A 15,073-nucleotide genomic window follows, 5' to 3' on the forward strand; every position below is an offset into this window, starting at 1 on the left:
CGCCCGGATCCGGCTTCGGTGCATCAGAGTATCGCCTGCAGCGCCATCTCATCGGGCGATTCGTGCCATGAGCCGGCGGACAATGCCGCGCGTATGCGCGCCACCGCCTGCGAACGCAATTGCGACACCCGGCCTTCGCTGACGCCCATGACGGCGCCGATTTCCTTCTGATTGAGGCTTTGCTCGAACTGCAGCGAAAGCAGCAGACGCTCGCGCTCAGGCAATTGCTCGATGGCCTGTACGAGTGCGGCGCGCAAGCCCTGCGACATCAACTGGTTCAGCGGGTTCGATGACCACAGCGGCAGGGGCGGCGCACCGCCTGCGACCGACGGGTCCGCGCCCTGCCCCGTCTCGCCGTCGGCGCGCTGCAGGTCTTCGAAATGCAATATCTGAACGCCGCAGGCATCTTCCAGCATGGCCTGGTAGCTTTCCAGAGACAGTCCGAGCTCCTGCGCGACTTCCGCTTCGGTGGGTGCGCGCAGCAGTCGCTGGTTGAGATGGCAGACGGCAGTCTCGATCTGGCGCGCCTTGCTTCTTACCGAGCGCGGAAGCCAATCCTGGCTGCGCAGCTCGTCAAGCATGGCGCCACGTATACGGGTGACCGCATACGTCTCGAACTGCGCCTTGGCGCTAGGCTGATAGCGGCGCACCGCGTCGAGCAGGCCCATCATGCCTGCCTGCACGAGATCGTCCAGCTCCACGCTGGAAGGCAGCCTGGCAATGAGCTGCAACGCCAGGCGCCTGACCAGGGGTGCGTATTGGCCGACCAGACGGTCTTCGGAACTGGGCATGTCTGCAGACAAAGGGCGTGAAAACGGAAACTCATTGTCAGCCGTCGCATCCGCACGCATAGCAGGAAGCAATCCACTATTTGGATGGCTGTTCAGGCGATTGGCCCTGGCCGTCCGCGGGATTAAAGTTTACGGCCTCGCTGCCGTAGCCTTCTTCATCAGGCACAGCCTGCCATTTCATTCACATATTCAGTGCGGGAGTCGCAGCATGCTTCAACCCATTCCATCCGGTGCCCCCCAGACGTCGGGCACGGCGCCACAACCCCCACAGGCGTCGTCCAGGCCAGATCCCATCGCGCCGATATCGGTTGGAGCCGGCGAATCCGCTGCTTCCCGCGAAATGCCGCAAGCGGGTACATCGATGCAGGTCGAGCCGGTATCCAAAGCGCTGGAGGCCATCAATGCGTCCATGCAGGCGTGGTCCACCGGCATGCGTTTCGACCTGGACGAAGACAGCCAGCGCATCGTCATCACCATTGTGGACAATGCATCGGGCGAAGTGCTGCGCACCGTGCCCACGGAAGCCGTGCTGCGGGTTGCCCGCATGATCACCCAGTTGCAAGGCGGGGCTGTCGATACACACGCGTGATGGGCGTGCACAGCAATGCGGCAAACTGCCAAGGCTTCGCGCCTCAAACACACGCATTGATCCCGGAGCATGCGCGGGACAATATCCGAAACAGGAGTACATCATGGCCATTTCATCGATAGGCGTCGGATCCGGTCTGCCGCTGGACGATCTGCTGAAGCAGTTGCGTACCGCCGAGAACCAGAGCCTGAGCCTTATCCAGGAACGGGCAAAGTCCCAGCAGGCGCGCCTCTCGGGCTATGGCACCATAAAGAGCGCCGTGGAGGCGCTTCAAACCGCCGCCCAGGCGCTGGGCAAAAGCGACACCTTCGGCGCCATGGCCACCAGCGTGAAGGGCGACAGCTTCAGCGCCAGCGCACAGCCGCCGGCCACGGCGGGCCAATACACCATCTCCGTGCAGCAGCTGGCCACGCCACAGACGCTCTCCAGCCCCGCTGCCGGGTATGCACGCGTGGACACGCCGGCTGGCAGCGATCTCGACATTACCGTGACGCTGGCCAACGGCGACACTGAAACCGTGCATGTCACGCAGGCCAACAGCAGTCTCGAAGGCGTGGTCAAGGCCATCAACGAGCACCCCGCCCTGGGGCTGCGCGCCACCATCATCAACGATGGTGGCGACACGCCCTATCATCTTCAGCTCACCGCGACCGACACGGGTCCAGATGCCGCTGTGCAGACCATTGCCGTGGCGGGCCTCGCCCCGAGCGGAGATCCCGGCGCACCCAATATCGCCGACATGCTGTCTTTCGACCGAGCCAACCCGTCGTCCAATCTCACAGAAACCGCGGCGCGTCAGGCGCAACTTACCATCAATGGCATTGCCGTCGTCAGTGACAGCAACACCGTCAAGCACGCCATCGCGGGCGTCACGCTCACCCTGGACAAGCTGACGGCCTCCGGCGCCACGGAAACCCTTTCCGTGTCCGCCAACAACGAAGCCACCGCCAAGGCGATCAACAGCTTCGTGTCGGCCTACAACAGCCTGCAGGGTGTCATCAAGACGCTCACCAGCTATGACGTCACCGCTCAGACGGGCGCGGCACTCAGCGGCGACAGTGTTGCCCGGCAGGTGCAGTCGCGCCTGCGCGACGCCTTGAATACCGTCAGCGCAAGCGGCACGCTGCGCACCCTTTCCCAAATCGGCATTACGACCAATCCCAAGGATGGCACCCTGACCATAGACAACGAAAAGCTGTCTGGCGCGCTTGCCGGCAACCCAGCGGATGTCCGTAATCTGTTCGCAGGAGAGCAAGGCATTGGCGCCCGCATGGCCGCGGCAGCCGACGATTTCGTCAAATCAGGCGGCGTACTGGCAACCGTTTCCGATCATGTCACCGACACACTCAAGGATCTCGAAAAACAGTACGACGCCGCCTCCGCGCGCATAGACGCAAAAATGGAAAACTACCGCAAGCAGTTCGTACAGCTGGATGCAATGGTCGCCCAGATGAACTCCGTCAGCAGCTATCTGACACAACAGCTGTCCATGCTGGGCAGCCTAAGCAAAGAATCATGACACCACACAATCCCAGGTCCTCGGCCGGACGCCTTGCCAGCAGCGCCTACACCAGCATCGGACTGGAAACCCAAGTACTCAGCGCCAGCCCCGAGCGGCTCATCACGCTGCTGTTCGATGGCGCGCGCGCGGCGGTCGCGCGCGCGCGCCTTCACATGCGGCAAAATAACATCGAGGGCCGAGGCATGGCGATATCCAAGGCCATCGATATTGTAGATTCCGGGCTGAAATCCAGCGTCGATGCGGAAGCGGGCGGTGAGCTCGCCACCAACCTGATTGCCACCTACCAGCTTGTCATTCGCAACCTCATGCAGGCCAATCTTTACAACGATCCGGAAAAGCTGGCCGTGGCCGAACGCATACTGACCGATCTCGGGGACGCATGGCGTCAGGCAGTCGACCCCGCCGAGGGCGCCAATGCGGCCCCATCTCTTTCGCCCGTCCGGGGCTGTCCTGTCCCGGCGAGCGAATCATGAACACATCAGTACTCGGTCACTATGAAACCATTGCCCGCATATCCCACCGCATGCTGGATGAAGCCCAGGCCAAGCGCTGGGATCAGGTGCTATCACTGGGCGAACAGTACAGACAAGCGGTAGAGGTGCTGCGCAACCAAGGCGTTCTCAGCGATAACGACCGCGAGGCACGCCGGGCGCTTATCAGTGGCATTCTGGACGACGATGCGCGCATACGCGCACTCATCTTTCCGGAACTGGAGCGGCTCGGAACGCTGATCGGTGATCTGCGGCACCAGCGCAACGTGCTGCAATCCTACTGTAAACAATCCGGACATCCATGACATGACGGCGGGTCCATCCGGATTGGGCACCCTGCTGGTTCAGCGGCTTGATGCCATGCTGGGCACCACGCTGTCGCAGCAGATGAACCTGGCCAACGGCGCCCGTCCGGACGCCGTGAGGCAGCCTGCTCAATCGGAAAGCACGCCACCCGGCCGGAACGAGATCCGGCGGCACCCACAAGAAGCGGTCGACCAGATTCAAGGGCGGCAACAGCCGTCTCGCGATGCCCGCTCCCTCGACCTGCAACGCACCGGCCCTGGCGATCAGGCACCGTTGCGGATGCCGTCGGCCACCAGCAGTGCTGCCACGCCTTCCGCACCGACCACGCTGGGCGCCGCCGCCCGCATTATTCTTGCCCTACTGACACGTTTCCCGGAATCAGCCGCAGCCGTTCAGCGCTCGCAACCTCTGCTGAGGCCCGCCGACCAGGGCTTTTCGCAGCCTGAGCGCATCAGCACACCGGGGCCGCAAGGCCGGGCCGAACCAGTTTCGACGTCACCGTCCCGCATGCAGGCCATGGCGCCATCAGGTGCCGATGCCCCGCTCCGGGAGGCATTTGCCGCGGCGCTATCCAGGGCATTGAAACACAGCGGCCTGTTCTATGAATCTCACCTGGCACTGCTTGCCCAAGGCAAGGCCGATATCGCGCAACTGCGCCAGGAACCGCAGGGGCAGCAGGCCGTGCGCAATCCGGGCACAGGCGGGGTTCAGGACATGCCGCTTCCCGTCCAGCACCTGGTCCGTCAACAGCTTGAGGCGCTGGCCAACCAGACCTTTGCCTGGCAAGGTCTGGCCTGGCCGGGCGTGCCCCTGTCATGGACCTTACAGCGCCATACGGATACGCCGGCCCATGAAGCGGCTCGCTCCGACCACTGGCATACGGCACTGGACCTGGCACTACCTGAACTGGGAGCGATACAGATCCGGTTGATACTGCGCGGCGACAGCCTGGATGTGTCGCTGCAGGCGGATCAGTCGGCAACGCTGCTGGGCCGGCATGCATCGACACTGCGAGCGCACTGCGCCGAGCTTGGGCTGACCGTTGGCCGCCTGTCCATCAAACGCGGCGCGGCGCACGAATCGGCATGACTGAAGCGCAAGACGACAACGTGCAAAAAGACGCGCCGCCTGGTAAACCGCTACGCCAGGCCGTGGCACTTTCCTATGATGCGCGCGACACCGCGCCTCGGGTCGTTGCCAAAGGTTATGGCACGGTCGCCGAGAATATCATCCGCTGCGCACGCGAACACAACCTGTATGTTCATGACGCACCCGAGATGGTCAGCGTACTGATGCATCTTGATCTCGACCAGCATATTCCCCCAGCGCTCTACGAAGCGGTGGCTGGCATACTGACATGGCTGTACAGGCTGGAGGAAGCCACGTACACCGAGGCAGAAAGATACGATCAATCACCTACCTGAAAAAAATGCCGCTGACTCCCGATGGGAAATCAGCGGCGCAAGGGAAAACCTGTGTTGAGCCTATTGGCTGGACCAGCCGTCAGACCGGCATGCTGGCGATCTCCTGGTAGGCGGCAACCAGCCGATTGCGCACTTGTACGGTAGCCTGGAAGGCCAGGCCCGCCGTCTGCATGTCTATCATGACGTCGTTCAGAGACACATCGGGCACACCCAGCTCAAATGCGCGCGCCTGAGCGGCAGCCTGGTTCTGCTGCGTCGAGACACGCTGCAGCGAACGGGACAACGCCTCGGCAAAGCCTTCGTCCGGTGGCGCGTGCACGGTATCGGCCCGCGTGGCGCCAGATGCCGAATGCGCCACGGCGCGCATTTGTGCAAGCATGTGTTCAATGGAGGCAATCTGCTGCATGGGCCATATAACGGAATTAAAAGTAAAGGCCTCTTGCGCGGGCCTGAGCATGGCATCACTTTAGCGCCGCCTGGCCGCTCCCAAGACACCTATCTGAGGCCAAAAGAGGGGGCTGTTCGCCCATTCGGGCCATATGGCCTAAATGACCCCCAAATCCCATGCTGTTCAGCGCTTGCAGCGCACCTGCCTACTTTCATAATGCAGGCTCGTTCAGTCTTATCCAGCGGCATGCTCATCTTGTTGAAACACTGCACAGTGCCTTTATCTTCCCGCCATTTGGCCTGTGGCCGTCGAGGATGCGCATGACATCATCGGCCGCATGGGCGGAACGCCTGCGCGTTCTCGCCCGCCCCCTTGCATGGCCGCGACCGGCTCAGGCGGTCGGCGCATCCGCGCTGATCGCTCTTGTGGTGGCCCTGCTCCTGTGGGCGCGCGCCCCCGAGTACAAGGTTTTGTTTTCCAATCTGGAAGACCGCGACGGCGGCGCCATTGTATCCACGCTGGCGCAGATGAATGTACCGTACAAACTGTCGGAGACGGGCACCGCCATCCTGGTTCCGGCGGATCGCGTTCATGGCCTGCGGCTGCAGCTAGCCCAGCAGGGGCTGCCGCGCAGCGGGGCTGCCGGGTTCGAGCTCATGGACAACACGCGCTTTGGCGCCAGCCAGTTCACCGAGCAGGTTACTTATCAGCGGGCGCTGGAGGGCGAACTGGCCAACACCATACGCGACCTGCATGCAGTTCAGGCGGCCCGCGTGCACCTGGCTCTGCCGCGGCAGTCCTTGTTTGTCCGCGAGCGCCAGGCGCCCACCGCGTCCGTCCTGCTTACGCTCTATCCGGGCCGAAGCCTGAGCGACGCACAGGTCAATGCCATTACCTGGCTGGTGTCATCCAGCGTGCCTCATCTCACGGCGGAGAATGTATCGGTCGTTGATCAGAACGGCCGCCTGCTTACCCAACCCGCCGGCGACGCGGGCGCGGACGGCGCCCGGCGCACCCTGATCGACGATATCGAACAGCGCACCATACAGCGTATCCTGACACTACTCAATCCGCTGGTCGGCGCCGGTAACGTGCGCGCGCAGGCCAGCGCCGACGTCGATTTCTCGCAGCGCGAGCAGACATCCGAAGTCTACCGGCCCAACCAGGAGCCAGGGCAGGCTGCTGTCCGCAGCAAGCAGACCAGCGCATCGTCCCAACGCAATGTGCCGCCGCCCGAGGGCGTGCCGGGCGCGCTCACGAATCAACCGCCCGCCAACGCAACCGCGCCGATACAGACGCCACCAGCCACTACGCAGGACGCCGGCGGCACGCAGGCCGGCGGCCAGGCCGATGTACTGTCCAGCGAAGAAAATGCGGCCGGCCACGGCAGCGGCTCGAGCCGGCGCGATGCCACCATCAACTACGAAGTGGATCGCACCATCAGCCATACCCGGCAGCCGCTCGGCACGCTGAACCGGCTTTCCGTCGCCGTGGTGGTGAATTATCGCGACACCGATACCGGCCCCGAACCGCTGTCCGACGAGGAGATGGCCAAGATAGACGCGCTGGTGAAGCAGGCCATGGGTTATTCGGCATCCCGAGGCGACACGCTCAGCGTTGTCAACAGCGCCTTTACGGAAACCGATATCGCCCGTGTGCCACTCTGGCGCGATCCCGTTTACATCGATATGGCCCTGCGCCTGCTGCGCTATCTCCTTGTGGCGCTTGTCGTCTATCTGATCTGGCGCCGTATCGTCAAGCCGATGTTGGCGCGCCAGGCGCGCGAGCGCGAGCAGGTCGAAGCGGACGTCGAGCAACAGGCCAGGGCAAGAGAACATGCCGAAGCGCAAGAGCGCCTGGCTGCAGCGCTCAGCCGCCATGAGGAAAACCTGAACACGGCGCGGGATATGGCAAACAAGGATCCACGCGCCGTCGCCATGGTGCTGCGCACGTGGATGGAGAAGAAAGATGGCAGTCTCTGAACCCGGTCTTGAGCGTTGCGCCATTCTCATGATGTCGCTGGGCGAGGATGCGGCCGCCGAGGTCTTCCGCTACCTCAGCGCGCGCGAGGTGCAGCAGATAGGCAGTGCCATGGCCAATCTGAAGAACATCACCCGCGCCGACGTGGACAACGTGCTTGAGGAGTTCCGGCAGGAAGCCGACCAGTTCCTGGCGGTCACGCTGGGTTCCGACGAATATGTGCGCGCCGTGCTGACCAAGGCGCTGGGCACCGATCGCGCGGCAGGCCTGCTGGAAGACATCTTCGAGGCAGGCGACAGCAACAGCGGCATCGACGCCCTGAACTGGCTCGATCCTCAGCAGGTCGCCGAACTCATTAGCGACGAGCACCCGCAGATTATTGCCACCATCCTGGTCCATCTCGAACGCGACAGGGCATCCGGCGTGCTCGCGCTGCTCAACGAGCGCCTGCGCAATGACGTGCTCCTGCGCATAGCCACCTTTGGCGGCGTACAGCCAGCCGCCTTGCATGAGCTGACCGAAGTGCTCAATGGCATGCTGTCTGGCCAGGGTGCCAAGCGCAGCAAGATGGGTGGCGTGCGCACCGCGGCGGAAATTCTCAATTTCATGACCTCCGCGGAGGAAGAAGCCGTGGTGCAGAATCTGCGCGAACTGGATCCTGATCTGGCCCAGCGTATTGTCGATGACATGTTCGTCTTCGAAAACATGCTCAATCTCGAGGATGCGGCGATCCAGCTCATTCTCAAGGAAGTCGATACGATCAGCCTTACCATAGCCCTCAAGGGAACCGAAGCCGCACTGCGCGAGAAGTTCTTCAAGAACATGTCGCGACGTGCCGCCGACATGCTGCGAGATGACCTGGAAGCCCAGGGACCGGTCCGCATGTCCAAGGTCGAGGAAGAACAAAAACGCATCGTCCAGGTGGCACGCCGGCTGGCGGAAGGCGGCGCATTCAGCCTGAGCGGACTCGGAGGCGACGAGTATGTCTGAATGTCACGGCACGGCTACCGCAGACATCGCACGCTGGTCTCTTTGGCGGCCAGCGCGATTCGACAACGCATCGACGGCACCGGTGATCGAGCCCGAAGAAGACGCCAACGGACAGCATCAAGCACACCCCGCACCCGGCCCCTCTCTCGAAGAAATCGAGTCGGCGGCGCGTGAACGCGGCTATGCCGACGGGCGGGCAGAAGGCTATGCACAGGGTCTGGAAAAAGGCAGAGAGGAAGGCCTGCGCACCGGCCAAGCAGAAGGCTACAAGGAAGGCTATCAGGCGGGGCGGCAAGCCGGTCTTGAGGCCGGAGCAGACACGGCAGCCGAACAGGCCCGCCGCCTGCAAGGCCTGGCCGATGCATGCGGCACCGCCCTGCAGAACCTTGACGCTGAAACCGGCCATGCGTTGACCAGCCTGGCACTGCGCATTGCCGAGCAAGTGGTCCGCAGCACCCTCGCATCGCAAGCCGAACTCATTACCGGGCTGGTGCGCGATATTCTGGACCTCGATCCGGCCCGGCAGGGCCTTTTGCGCCTGCGCGTGCACAGTGACGATGCCGAATTGCTGCAGCCATATCTGTCGCAGGACACCCGCATCGCCAGCTGGCAGCTTGTGCCCGACGACACCATGGAGCGAGGCGGCTGTATTGCGGAAACCGCCTTGGGTTCCATCGACGCCACACTGGAAACCCGCTGGCAGCGCGTGCTGTCCGCACTGGGCCGCACGCTTCCCGGCGAGGAAGGCTGACATGGATACCTACCCGGCCAGTCGCGCGGCGCCCGCCATGGCGCATCGCCCGGCATCGGCGCCGACAGCCCCCGCCGGCGATACGACCGGACCTCGCCTGCGCCGGCATCTGGAGGCGGATCAACATCGCATCGCCGCGACCGAATCATGGCTGCAAAGCGGACGCATCACGCGCGCGACCGGGCTTATCCTCGAGGCCACCGGCCTGCGTCTGGCGGTGGGCGCGGCCTGCCGCATTGAAATCACGGCCGGCACCAACCACTGGGCCGATGCGGAGGTCGTCGGTTTCAACGGGCAAACACTGTATCTGATGCCACAAGGCGATATTTCCGGCCTGCCTCCCGGCGCGCGTGTGTTGCCCATCGAGCCGGCAGCGCAGGGGACTGGCGGACCGGATCCGGCAAATGCCGCCAACCCCGCATTCCTGGACCTTCAGTCCCGCCGACTGCCCGTGGGCCCCGGCCTGCTCGGCCGGGTGCTCGATGGCGCGGGCCACCCCCTGGACCAGCGCGGCGCGCTGGCGGACGTCCAGGCGGCTTCCTTGACAGCCCGCACCCTCAATCCGCTCGCCCGCGCCCCCGTCGATACTGTGCTCGATGTCGGCGTACGCGCCATCAATGGCCTGCTTACGGTCGGGCGCGGCCAGCGCATGGGCTTGTTTGCGGGATCGGGTGTCGGCAAAAGCGTCCTGCTCGGCATGATGGCGCGCTATACCCAGGCCGACATCATTATTGTCGGGCTGATCGGCGAACGCGGACGGGAAGTCAAGGAATTCATCGAGCAGAACCTGGGCGCCGAAGGCCTTGCCCGCGCGGTCGTGGTGGCCGCGCCAGCGGATGTGTCTCCCTTGCTACGCATGCAAGGCGCCGTCTATGCCACGCGGCTGGCCGAGTATTTCCGGGATCAGGGCCAGCATGTGCTGCTCATCATGGACTCGCTCACCCGCTATGCCATGGCGCAGCGGGAAATTGCCTTGGCCATCGGCGAACCGCCCGCAACCAAGGGCTACCCGCCTTCCGTCTTCGCAAAATTGCCGGCGCTCGTCGAACGGGCCGGAAATGGAACCCCGGCACCGGGGCGCGCCGCCGCCGGCTCCATCACCGCGTTCTACACCGTGCTGACGGAAGGCGACGACCAACAGGACCCCATTGCCGACGCCGCGCGCGCCATTCTCGATGGGCATGTCGTGCTGTCGCGCAGCCTCGCCGAATCGGGCCACTATCCGGCCATTGACATCGAGGCATCCATTTCCCGCGTCATGCCCGCCGTCGTGCCCGCCGGCCAGCTTGCCGCCGCGCACCGCTTCAAGAAGATGCTGTCCCGATATCAACGCAATCGAGACTTGGTTGCCGTCGGCGCCTACACGCCGGGCAACGACGCCCAGATAGACGAAGCCATGGCCAAGTGGCCCCTGCTGGAAGCCTATCTGCAGCAGGATGTATCAACAAGAGCCGACTATGCCAGCTCGGCGCTAGGCATGGAACAGATGCTGACTCCCCAGGATGCCGCAACATGATCAATGCAGGAACATTGGACACGCTGGTTGACCTGGCCCGCCAGGCTGCCGAGAAGGCAGGCCTGCACCTGCGCCGGCTGGCGGACGAGCGTCTGGGCGCCGAGCAGCAATTGGCCATGCTTCACAGCTACCGCCAGGACTACATGCTGCGCCTGCAGAACACCATTGAAAACGGGGTTTCAGCATCGAACTACCAGAACTTCCGGCGCTTTATCGATACTTTGGACGCCGCGATTCTGCAGCAAAATAAAGCACTGGCGCATATGGAGGGCCGTATCCGCGAGAGCCAGCGTCACTGGAATGAGCGGCAGCGGCAACTTAACGCCTATGAGGCATTGGCCACCCGGCGGCAATGCCTGGTGCGAGACAGGCAGGCGCGGGCGGAGCAGCGGCTCTATGACGAGGCCGCGGCCAACGCATACCGCCGCCATCTGCATCCATTATCCTGAAGAGGCCACGTCATGCAGATTTCCATCCTGTCCACGTCACAAGGTGCGCAGGCCCAAACCGCACATGCCGGACGGGATGCCCCTGAAACCAATGCGCCGTTTGCGGATGCAATGGCGCGCCAGGCCAGGGCAGCACAGAAACCGCCAGCGCACCGGCAGGATGACGCCTCGCGGCAGCATCAGCCAGATGGCATTGCCAACGCTGAAACGCCTGCCGCCGCGCAGGATGGTCTCCGGCAAGCCGCATCGTCTCCTGCAGACGGGCGCAATGATGCTCAGGCCTCCGACGCAGGTGAAGACAGCGCCAGCGCGTGCCCGCCTCAGCTCGCCCTGATTATGGCCAGCCAGGCGGTCGGCGTGACTGCGCAAGCCTCCCGGCCAGCCGCTGGCGCCGCCGTGTCTGGCGCCGCGACGCCAGACACCAAACCGTTGGCACGGCGTACGCGCTCGCCGAACATGGACCTGGCCGGCATCCTCTCACACTCAGGCGCCGGCAAGCCGGCCGCTGAAGCTGGCACCAACCAACTTCCAACGACGGGTGTCTTGGCCGCCAGCCTGCGCGGTGCACGCGCGGCAGCCGAAGCGCAGGCCAGCCCGCCAGGCGCAGCACGAGCCATCCAGGCACGCACCGCACGCATGCAGTCATCCGAATCCGAATCCCTGACTACTGTCCTGCACGAATTCCACCGCGCCATGAAACACCCCTCGGCGCAGGGCAACACCCATGCGCTGCTGGACGCCGCTGTCCAGCAGACCGGACCGCAGAGATTCGTGGATGGGCCCGCGCCGTTGACGCATGGCCCTGCCGCCACCAGCCTGGCGGACCTATCGTCCCTGGCCGCCACGGCCCCGACAACCGGCGGTGTGCTGCAGGGGCAGAGTGTCCCGGGCACAACCGGCATGACGTCCGCCTATCTTTCCGCGCCGCTGGGCAGCCCGCAATGGGCGCCAGAGCTTGGCAAACATTTCATGTCCATCGTCCAGCATGCAGGCGGCCAATCGCATGCCGCCGAATTGCGGCTTGATCCGCCCGACCTGGGGCCGCTGCGTATCTCCATCCATATGGCCGACCACGTGGCCCAGGCCAGTTTCGTATCACCCCACGCGGCCGTGCGCCAGGCCATCGAAAATGCGCTGCCTCAACTGGGCCAATTGCTCTCCCAGGCCGGCCTCTCGTTGGGCCAGACCAATGTCAGCGATCAGGGCAATACCGCGGCACAGGATTTCGACAAGCCCAGGACCGCGCGGACGAGACGCTCCGATTCGGTGGCGGCCTCCACAAGCACTGTCGAGAGCACAACGATCGTGCGCCGGGCGATATCCGGCAACCTGATGGTGGACACTTTTGCCTGAAGCGAACACCCGGTCAATCGCCGAAGCTAGCGCGCTTTAAACCCCTTATTTAGCGGGATTGAAACATGGCCAGTGCGGCACAATGGTTTTCGATCATTACCATTCACGGCATGCGTCCATGTCCCAGAAACAAGCGAACGCCTTTTCCTCGGCGATCAAATCCGTAGTCGGCGTAGTCCTCATTGCCGCGGCCAGCGCTGGCGCGGCGCTGTTTTACCAGGACTATGCCCAATTGGGTGGCGCCCACGCAGACCCGGCCCCGGCGCCCACACCCGCGCCGGATCCCATTTTCTCCCCGCTCGAACCGTTTACCGTTACCCTGAACAGCGAGGATATGACACGCATACTGTATGTCGCCGTCACATTGCGCCTGGCCGACAGTGACTCGGCGGCGGTGATCAACACCTATATGCCCGAAGTGCGCGATCGCGCCCTGCGCCTGCTGTCGGAGCAGCTTCCTGAAACGGTGCAAACCCCTGATGGGCGGGCCAAGCTCGTTTCAGGCTTGCAAACCACCCTGTCGCAGCCGTATGAGCCGGCCCCGAAGCCGCCCAAGATAACCGATGTCCTGTTCACCGCCTTCGTAGTCCAATAATGTCCTACCAGAGCTTGCTGTCGCAGGACGAAGTCGATGCGCTGCTTGCCGGCGTCACCGGAGAGAGCCAGACACAGAAACAGGAAAGCGCCAGCCAGAGCGGTGTGCGTTCCTACGATCTGGGGTCTCCGGATCGCGTCGTCAGACATCGAATGCAGACGCTCGAGCTTATCAACGAGCGCTTTGCGCGTGGATTGCGCACCATGCTGCTTTCCTTCATGCGGCGCAACGCCGACATCACCGTCGGCAGCATCCGCATCCAGAAGTACTCCGAATTCGAACGAAACCTGCCCGTGCCCAGCAATCTGAATATGGTCACGATGAAGCCTTTGCGAGGCGCGGCGCTGTTCACCTACGACCCCAATCTGGTTTTCCTGGTCATAGACAGCATGTTCGGCGGCCACGGCCGCTACAACACCCGGGTCGAGGGACGCGATTTCACCAATACCGAACAGCGCATTATCCGAAGACTGCTCAATCTGACGCTCGAAAGCTATGCGTCGGCCTGGGCGCATGTATATCCGGTCGAATTCGAATACATCCGCTCGGAAATGCACACCAAGTTCGCCAGCATCACGAGCAGCAACGAAATAGTCGTGGTGACCTCCTTCAATATCGAACTGGGCGCGTCGGGCGGCAATCTGAATATCTGCCTGCCCTATTCCATGATAGAGCCGGTGCGCGACCTGCTCACACAGCCGCTGCAGGAAACCGGAGCGGGAGAAATCGATCAGCGCTGGACGCATCAGCTCGGCCGGCAGGTGCGCAACGCCGATGTGGAGCTGGTGGCAGAGTTTGCGCGCATACAAACCGACATTGCAAAGTTGCTTTCCCTGCGGCAGGGCGATGTCATTCCTTTCGAACTCAAGCCTTCCATCACTGCGCGCGTGGGCGGCGTACCTGTTGCCGAATGCGGCTATGGAACGCTGAACGGCCGCTATGCACTGCGCGTCAAGCAGATCTTGGCCAGCAGCGACGGCGAACTCTCCTGAACTCATCACAATGGCTAAATCAAAACAAGACAACGAAGTGCGCGACGACACACAGAACGCGGCGCCGCGCTCTCCCGCTACCGAGATGTCGGCCGAAGCCGATGCAACGGAACAGGAAAACCTGGCCGCGGCGGATGCTGCGCCAGCGCTGGACGACTGGGCCAGCGCGCTCGCGGAACAGGCAGCCGCCACACCGGCAGGCACGCCGGCTGCGCACGAGGACGCAGGCACCCCCTTTCCCGATAACGCAGACAGGATTTTCAAGCCGCTTACCGACAGCAACGCAAGCGGAAATAGTGAAATCGATATGATCATGGACATTCCCGTCCAGTTGTCGGTGGAACTCGGCCGCACGCGGCTCACCATCAAGAACATCCTGCAGCTGGGCCAGGGCTCCGTGGTCGAGCTGGACGGCCTTGCGGGCGAGCCCATGGATATTTTTGTGAACGGCTATCTGATCGCCCAGGGCGAGGTGGTGGTGGTGGACGAAAAATACGGTATCCGGGTCACGGATATCGTCACGCCTTCGGACCGCCTCAGTCGCCTGAACGGACGTAGATAGTCTCATGAACGAGATGGCCATTATCCGCATCCTCGGCAGCCTCGTGCTGATCGTGCTGCTGATACTGGGTGTGGCGTGGGCAGCCCGCAGGGCCGGCGTCCTGCGTGGCAGCAATATGCATATGATGAGAGTGCTTGGCTCCAGGGCCATAGGCGCGCGCCAACGCATCGCCATGGTTGAAGTAGAAGGCGTGCGCATGCTGCTGGGCATCGGTCCGCAACAGATTTCCCTGCTGCGCGTCATGTCGGAAGACAGATGCCCCCTCGACCATCCCCCTTCCGATGCCGATATGCAGCGGTTCTCAGCCACCCTGAGCAAGGCGCTGGAGAGCCGGTGATGTGCAATGTCACCGCGGCGCCATGCTTTCCCGCCGC

Annotated in this window: 18 protein-coding genes; 16 read left to right on the forward strand and 2 right to left on the reverse strand. The window is 63.3% G+C overall.

Translation table 11 applies throughout. The features are described from left to right. Positions 1–23: 23 nt before the first annotated feature. The gene (locus tag ERD78_RS01315) at positions 24–791 is read right to left on the reverse strand and encodes an RNA polymerase sigma factor FliA (RefSeq protein WP_129967370.1); all 768 of its coding nucleotides are present in this window, start codon (positions 789–791) and stop codon (positions 24–26) included. Between the two features lie 208 nt (positions 792–999). Between ERD78_RS01315 and ERD78_RS01320 the strand changes: the two genes are divergently transcribed. The 6 genes from ERD78_RS01320 (at position 1,000) to ERD78_RS01345 (ending at position 5,123) form a co-directional block, all read left to right on the forward strand. Then, positions 1,000–1,380, forward strand: a complete 381-nt coding sequence (locus tag ERD78_RS01320) for a flagellar protein FlaG (protein ID WP_129967371.1) — start codon at positions 1,000–1,002, stop codon at positions 1,378–1,380. Between the two features lie 103 nt (positions 1,381–1,483). Further along, positions 1,484–2,899, forward strand: coding sequence for a flagellar filament capping protein FliD (gene fliD / locus ERD78_RS01325; protein ID WP_129967372.1), 1,416 nt, complete (start codon positions 1,484–1,486; stop codon positions 2,897–2,899). After that, positions 2,896–3,375 carry a flagellar export chaperone FliS gene (gene fliS / locus ERD78_RS01330; RefSeq protein WP_129967373.1) on the forward strand — a complete coding sequence of 160 codons (480 nt, stop codon included), beginning with the start codon at positions 2,896–2,898 and terminating at the stop codon, positions 3,373–3,375. The genes fliD and fliS overlap by 4 nt, the downstream gene beginning before the upstream one ends. Next, on the forward strand, positions 3,372–3,698 hold the full coding sequence (locus tag ERD78_RS01335; RefSeq protein WP_167668806.1) for a flagellar protein FliT: 327 nt from the start codon (positions 3,372–3,374) through the stop codon (positions 3,696–3,698). Before fliS ends, ERD78_RS01335 begins: the two co-directional genes overlap by 4 nt. A gap of 1 nt (position 3,699) precedes the next feature. Continuing rightward, entirely contained in the window at positions 3,700–4,788 is a 1,089-nt protein-coding gene (gene fliK, locus ERD78_RS01340; RefSeq protein ID WP_129967375.1) for a flagellar hook-length control protein FliK, read from the forward strand. Further along, positions 4,785–5,123, forward strand: a complete 339-nt coding sequence (locus ERD78_RS01345) for an EscU/YscU/HrcU family type III secretion system export apparatus switch protein (RefSeq protein ID WP_129967376.1) — start codon at positions 4,785–4,787, stop codon at positions 5,121–5,123. The genes fliK and ERD78_RS01345 overlap by 4 nt, the downstream gene beginning before the upstream one ends. A gap of 79 nt (positions 5,124–5,202) precedes the next feature. On the opposite strand, the gene fliE is transcribed toward ERD78_RS01345, so the two are convergent. After that, entirely contained in the window at positions 5,203–5,529 is a 327-nt protein-coding gene (gene fliE, locus ERD78_RS01350; RefSeq protein WP_129967377.1) for a flagellar hook-basal body complex protein FliE, read from the reverse strand. A 302-nt stretch (positions 5,530–5,831) separates the two neighbouring features. On the opposite strand from fliE, the gene fliF reads away from it, so the two are divergent. The 10 genes from fliF (at position 5,832) to fliO (ending at position 15,036) form a co-directional block, all read left to right on the forward strand. After that, entirely contained in the window at positions 5,832–7,493 is a 1,662-nt protein-coding gene (fliF, locus tag ERD78_RS01355) for a flagellar basal-body MS-ring/collar protein FliF (RefSeq protein WP_129967378.1), read from the forward strand. Beyond that, a complete protein-coding gene (gene fliG, locus ERD78_RS01360; protein ID WP_129967379.1) occupies positions 7,480–8,481 on the forward strand; it encodes a flagellar motor switch protein FliG in 1,002 nt (333 codons plus the stop codon). The genes fliF and fliG overlap by 14 nt, the downstream gene beginning before the upstream one ends. Then, positions 8,474–9,232, forward strand: a complete 759-nt coding sequence (gene fliH, locus ERD78_RS01365; protein ID WP_129967380.1) for a flagellar assembly protein FliH — start codon at positions 8,474–8,476, stop codon at positions 9,230–9,232. The genes fliG and fliH overlap by 8 nt, the downstream gene beginning before the upstream one ends. A 1-nt stretch (position 9,233) precedes the next feature. Then, positions 9,234–10,748 carry a flagellar protein export ATPase FliI gene (gene fliI / locus ERD78_RS01370; RefSeq protein WP_167668807.1) on the forward strand — a complete coding sequence of 505 codons (1,515 nt, stop codon included), beginning with the start codon at positions 9,234–9,236 and terminating at the stop codon, positions 10,746–10,748. Next, positions 10,745–11,197 (forward strand): flagellar export protein FliJ, encoded by a 453-nt coding sequence (fliJ, locus tag ERD78_RS01375; protein WP_129967381.1) that lies wholly within the window; start codon positions 10,745–10,747, stop codon positions 11,195–11,197. Before fliI ends, fliJ begins: the two co-directional genes overlap by 4 nt. Positions 11,198–11,209: 12 nt before the next feature. Beyond that, positions 11,210–12,550 (forward strand): flagellar hook-length control protein FliK, encoded by a 1,341-nt coding sequence (locus ERD78_RS01380; protein WP_245152289.1) that lies wholly within the window; start codon positions 11,210–11,212, stop codon positions 12,548–12,550. A 118-nt stretch (positions 12,551–12,668) separates the two neighbouring features. Continuing rightward, a complete protein-coding gene (gene fliL, locus ERD78_RS01385) occupies positions 12,669–13,145 on the forward strand; it encodes a flagellar basal body-associated protein FliL (protein WP_167668808.1) in 477 nt (158 codons plus the stop codon). Beyond that, the gene (fliM, locus tag ERD78_RS01390) at positions 13,145–14,137 is read left to right on the forward strand and encodes a flagellar motor switch protein FliM (RefSeq protein WP_129967383.1); all 993 of its coding nucleotides are present in this window, start codon (positions 13,145–13,147) and stop codon (positions 14,135–14,137) included. The genes fliL and fliM overlap by 1 nt, the downstream gene beginning before the upstream one ends. A 10-nt stretch (positions 14,138–14,147) precedes the next feature. Beyond that, entirely contained in the window at positions 14,148–14,699 is a 552-nt protein-coding gene (gene fliN, locus ERD78_RS01395) for a flagellar motor switch protein FliN (RefSeq protein ID WP_167668809.1), read from the forward strand. A 4-nt stretch (positions 14,700–14,703) separates the two neighbouring features. Next, a complete protein-coding gene (gene fliO / locus ERD78_RS01400; RefSeq protein WP_129967384.1) occupies positions 14,704–15,036 on the forward strand; it encodes a flagellar biosynthetic protein FliO in 333 nt (110 codons plus the stop codon). The last annotated feature ends 37 nt before the right edge of the window (positions 15,037–15,073 follow it).

Origin of the sequence: Allopusillimonas soli, assembly GCF_004153445.1 — a bacterium.
GTDB lineage: Bacteria > Pseudomonadota > Gammaproteobacteria > Burkholderiales > Burkholderiaceae_B > Allopusillimonas > Allopusillimonas soli.

Coding starts and splice junctions, on each gene's coding strand:
- ERD78_RS01315 (WP_129967370.1), bottom strand. CDS start 791: ATGCCCAGTTCCGAAGACCGTCTGGTCGGCCAATACGCACCCCTGGTC.
- ERD78_RS01320 (WP_129967371.1), top strand. CDS start 1,000: ATGCTTCAACCCATTCCATCCGGTGCCCCCCAGACGTCGGGCACGGCG.
- fliD (WP_129967372.1), top strand. CDS start 1,484: ATGGCCATTTCATCGATAGGCGTCGGATCCGGTCTGCCGCTGGACGAT.
- fliS (WP_129967373.1), top strand. CDS start 2,896: ATGACACCACACAATCCCAGGTCCTCGGCCGGACGCCTTGCCAGCAGC.
- ERD78_RS01335 (WP_167668806.1), top strand. CDS start 3,372: ATGAACACATCAGTACTCGGTCACTATGAAACCATTGCCCGCATATCC.
- fliK (WP_129967375.1), top strand. CDS start 3,700: ATGACGGCGGGTCCATCCGGATTGGGCACCCTGCTGGTTCAGCGGCTT.
- ERD78_RS01345 (WP_129967376.1), top strand. CDS start 4,785: ATGACTGAAGCGCAAGACGACAACGTGCAAAAAGACGCGCCGCCTGGT.
- fliE (WP_129967377.1), bottom strand. CDS start 5,529: ATGCAGCAGATTGCCTCCATTGAACACATGCTTGCACAAATGCGCGCC.
- fliF (WP_129967378.1), top strand. CDS start 5,832: ATGACATCATCGGCCGCATGGGCGGAACGCCTGCGCGTTCTCGCCCGC.
- fliG (WP_129967379.1), top strand. CDS start 7,480: ATGGCAGTCTCTGAACCCGGTCTTGAGCGTTGCGCCATTCTCATGATG.
- fliH (WP_129967380.1), top strand. CDS start 8,474: ATGTCTGAATGTCACGGCACGGCTACCGCAGACATCGCACGCTGGTCT.
- fliI (WP_167668807.1), top strand. CDS start 9,234: ATGGATACCTACCCGGCCAGTCGCGCGGCGCCCGCCATGGCGCATCGC.
- fliJ (WP_129967381.1), top strand. CDS start 10,745: ATGATCAATGCAGGAACATTGGACACGCTGGTTGACCTGGCCCGCCAG.
- ERD78_RS01380 (WP_245152289.1), top strand. CDS start 11,210: ATGCAGATTTCCATCCTGTCCACGTCACAAGGTGCGCAGGCCCAAACC.
- fliL (WP_167668808.1), top strand. CDS start 12,669: ATGTCCCAGAAACAAGCGAACGCCTTTTCCTCGGCGATCAAATCCGTA.
- fliM (WP_129967383.1), top strand. CDS start 13,145: ATGTCCTACCAGAGCTTGCTGTCGCAGGACGAAGTCGATGCGCTGCTT.
- fliN (WP_167668809.1), top strand. CDS start 14,148: ATGGCTAAATCAAAACAAGACAACGAAGTGCGCGACGACACACAGAAC.
- fliO (WP_129967384.1), top strand. CDS start 14,704: ATGAACGAGATGGCCATTATCCGCATCCTCGGCAGCCTCGTGCTGATC.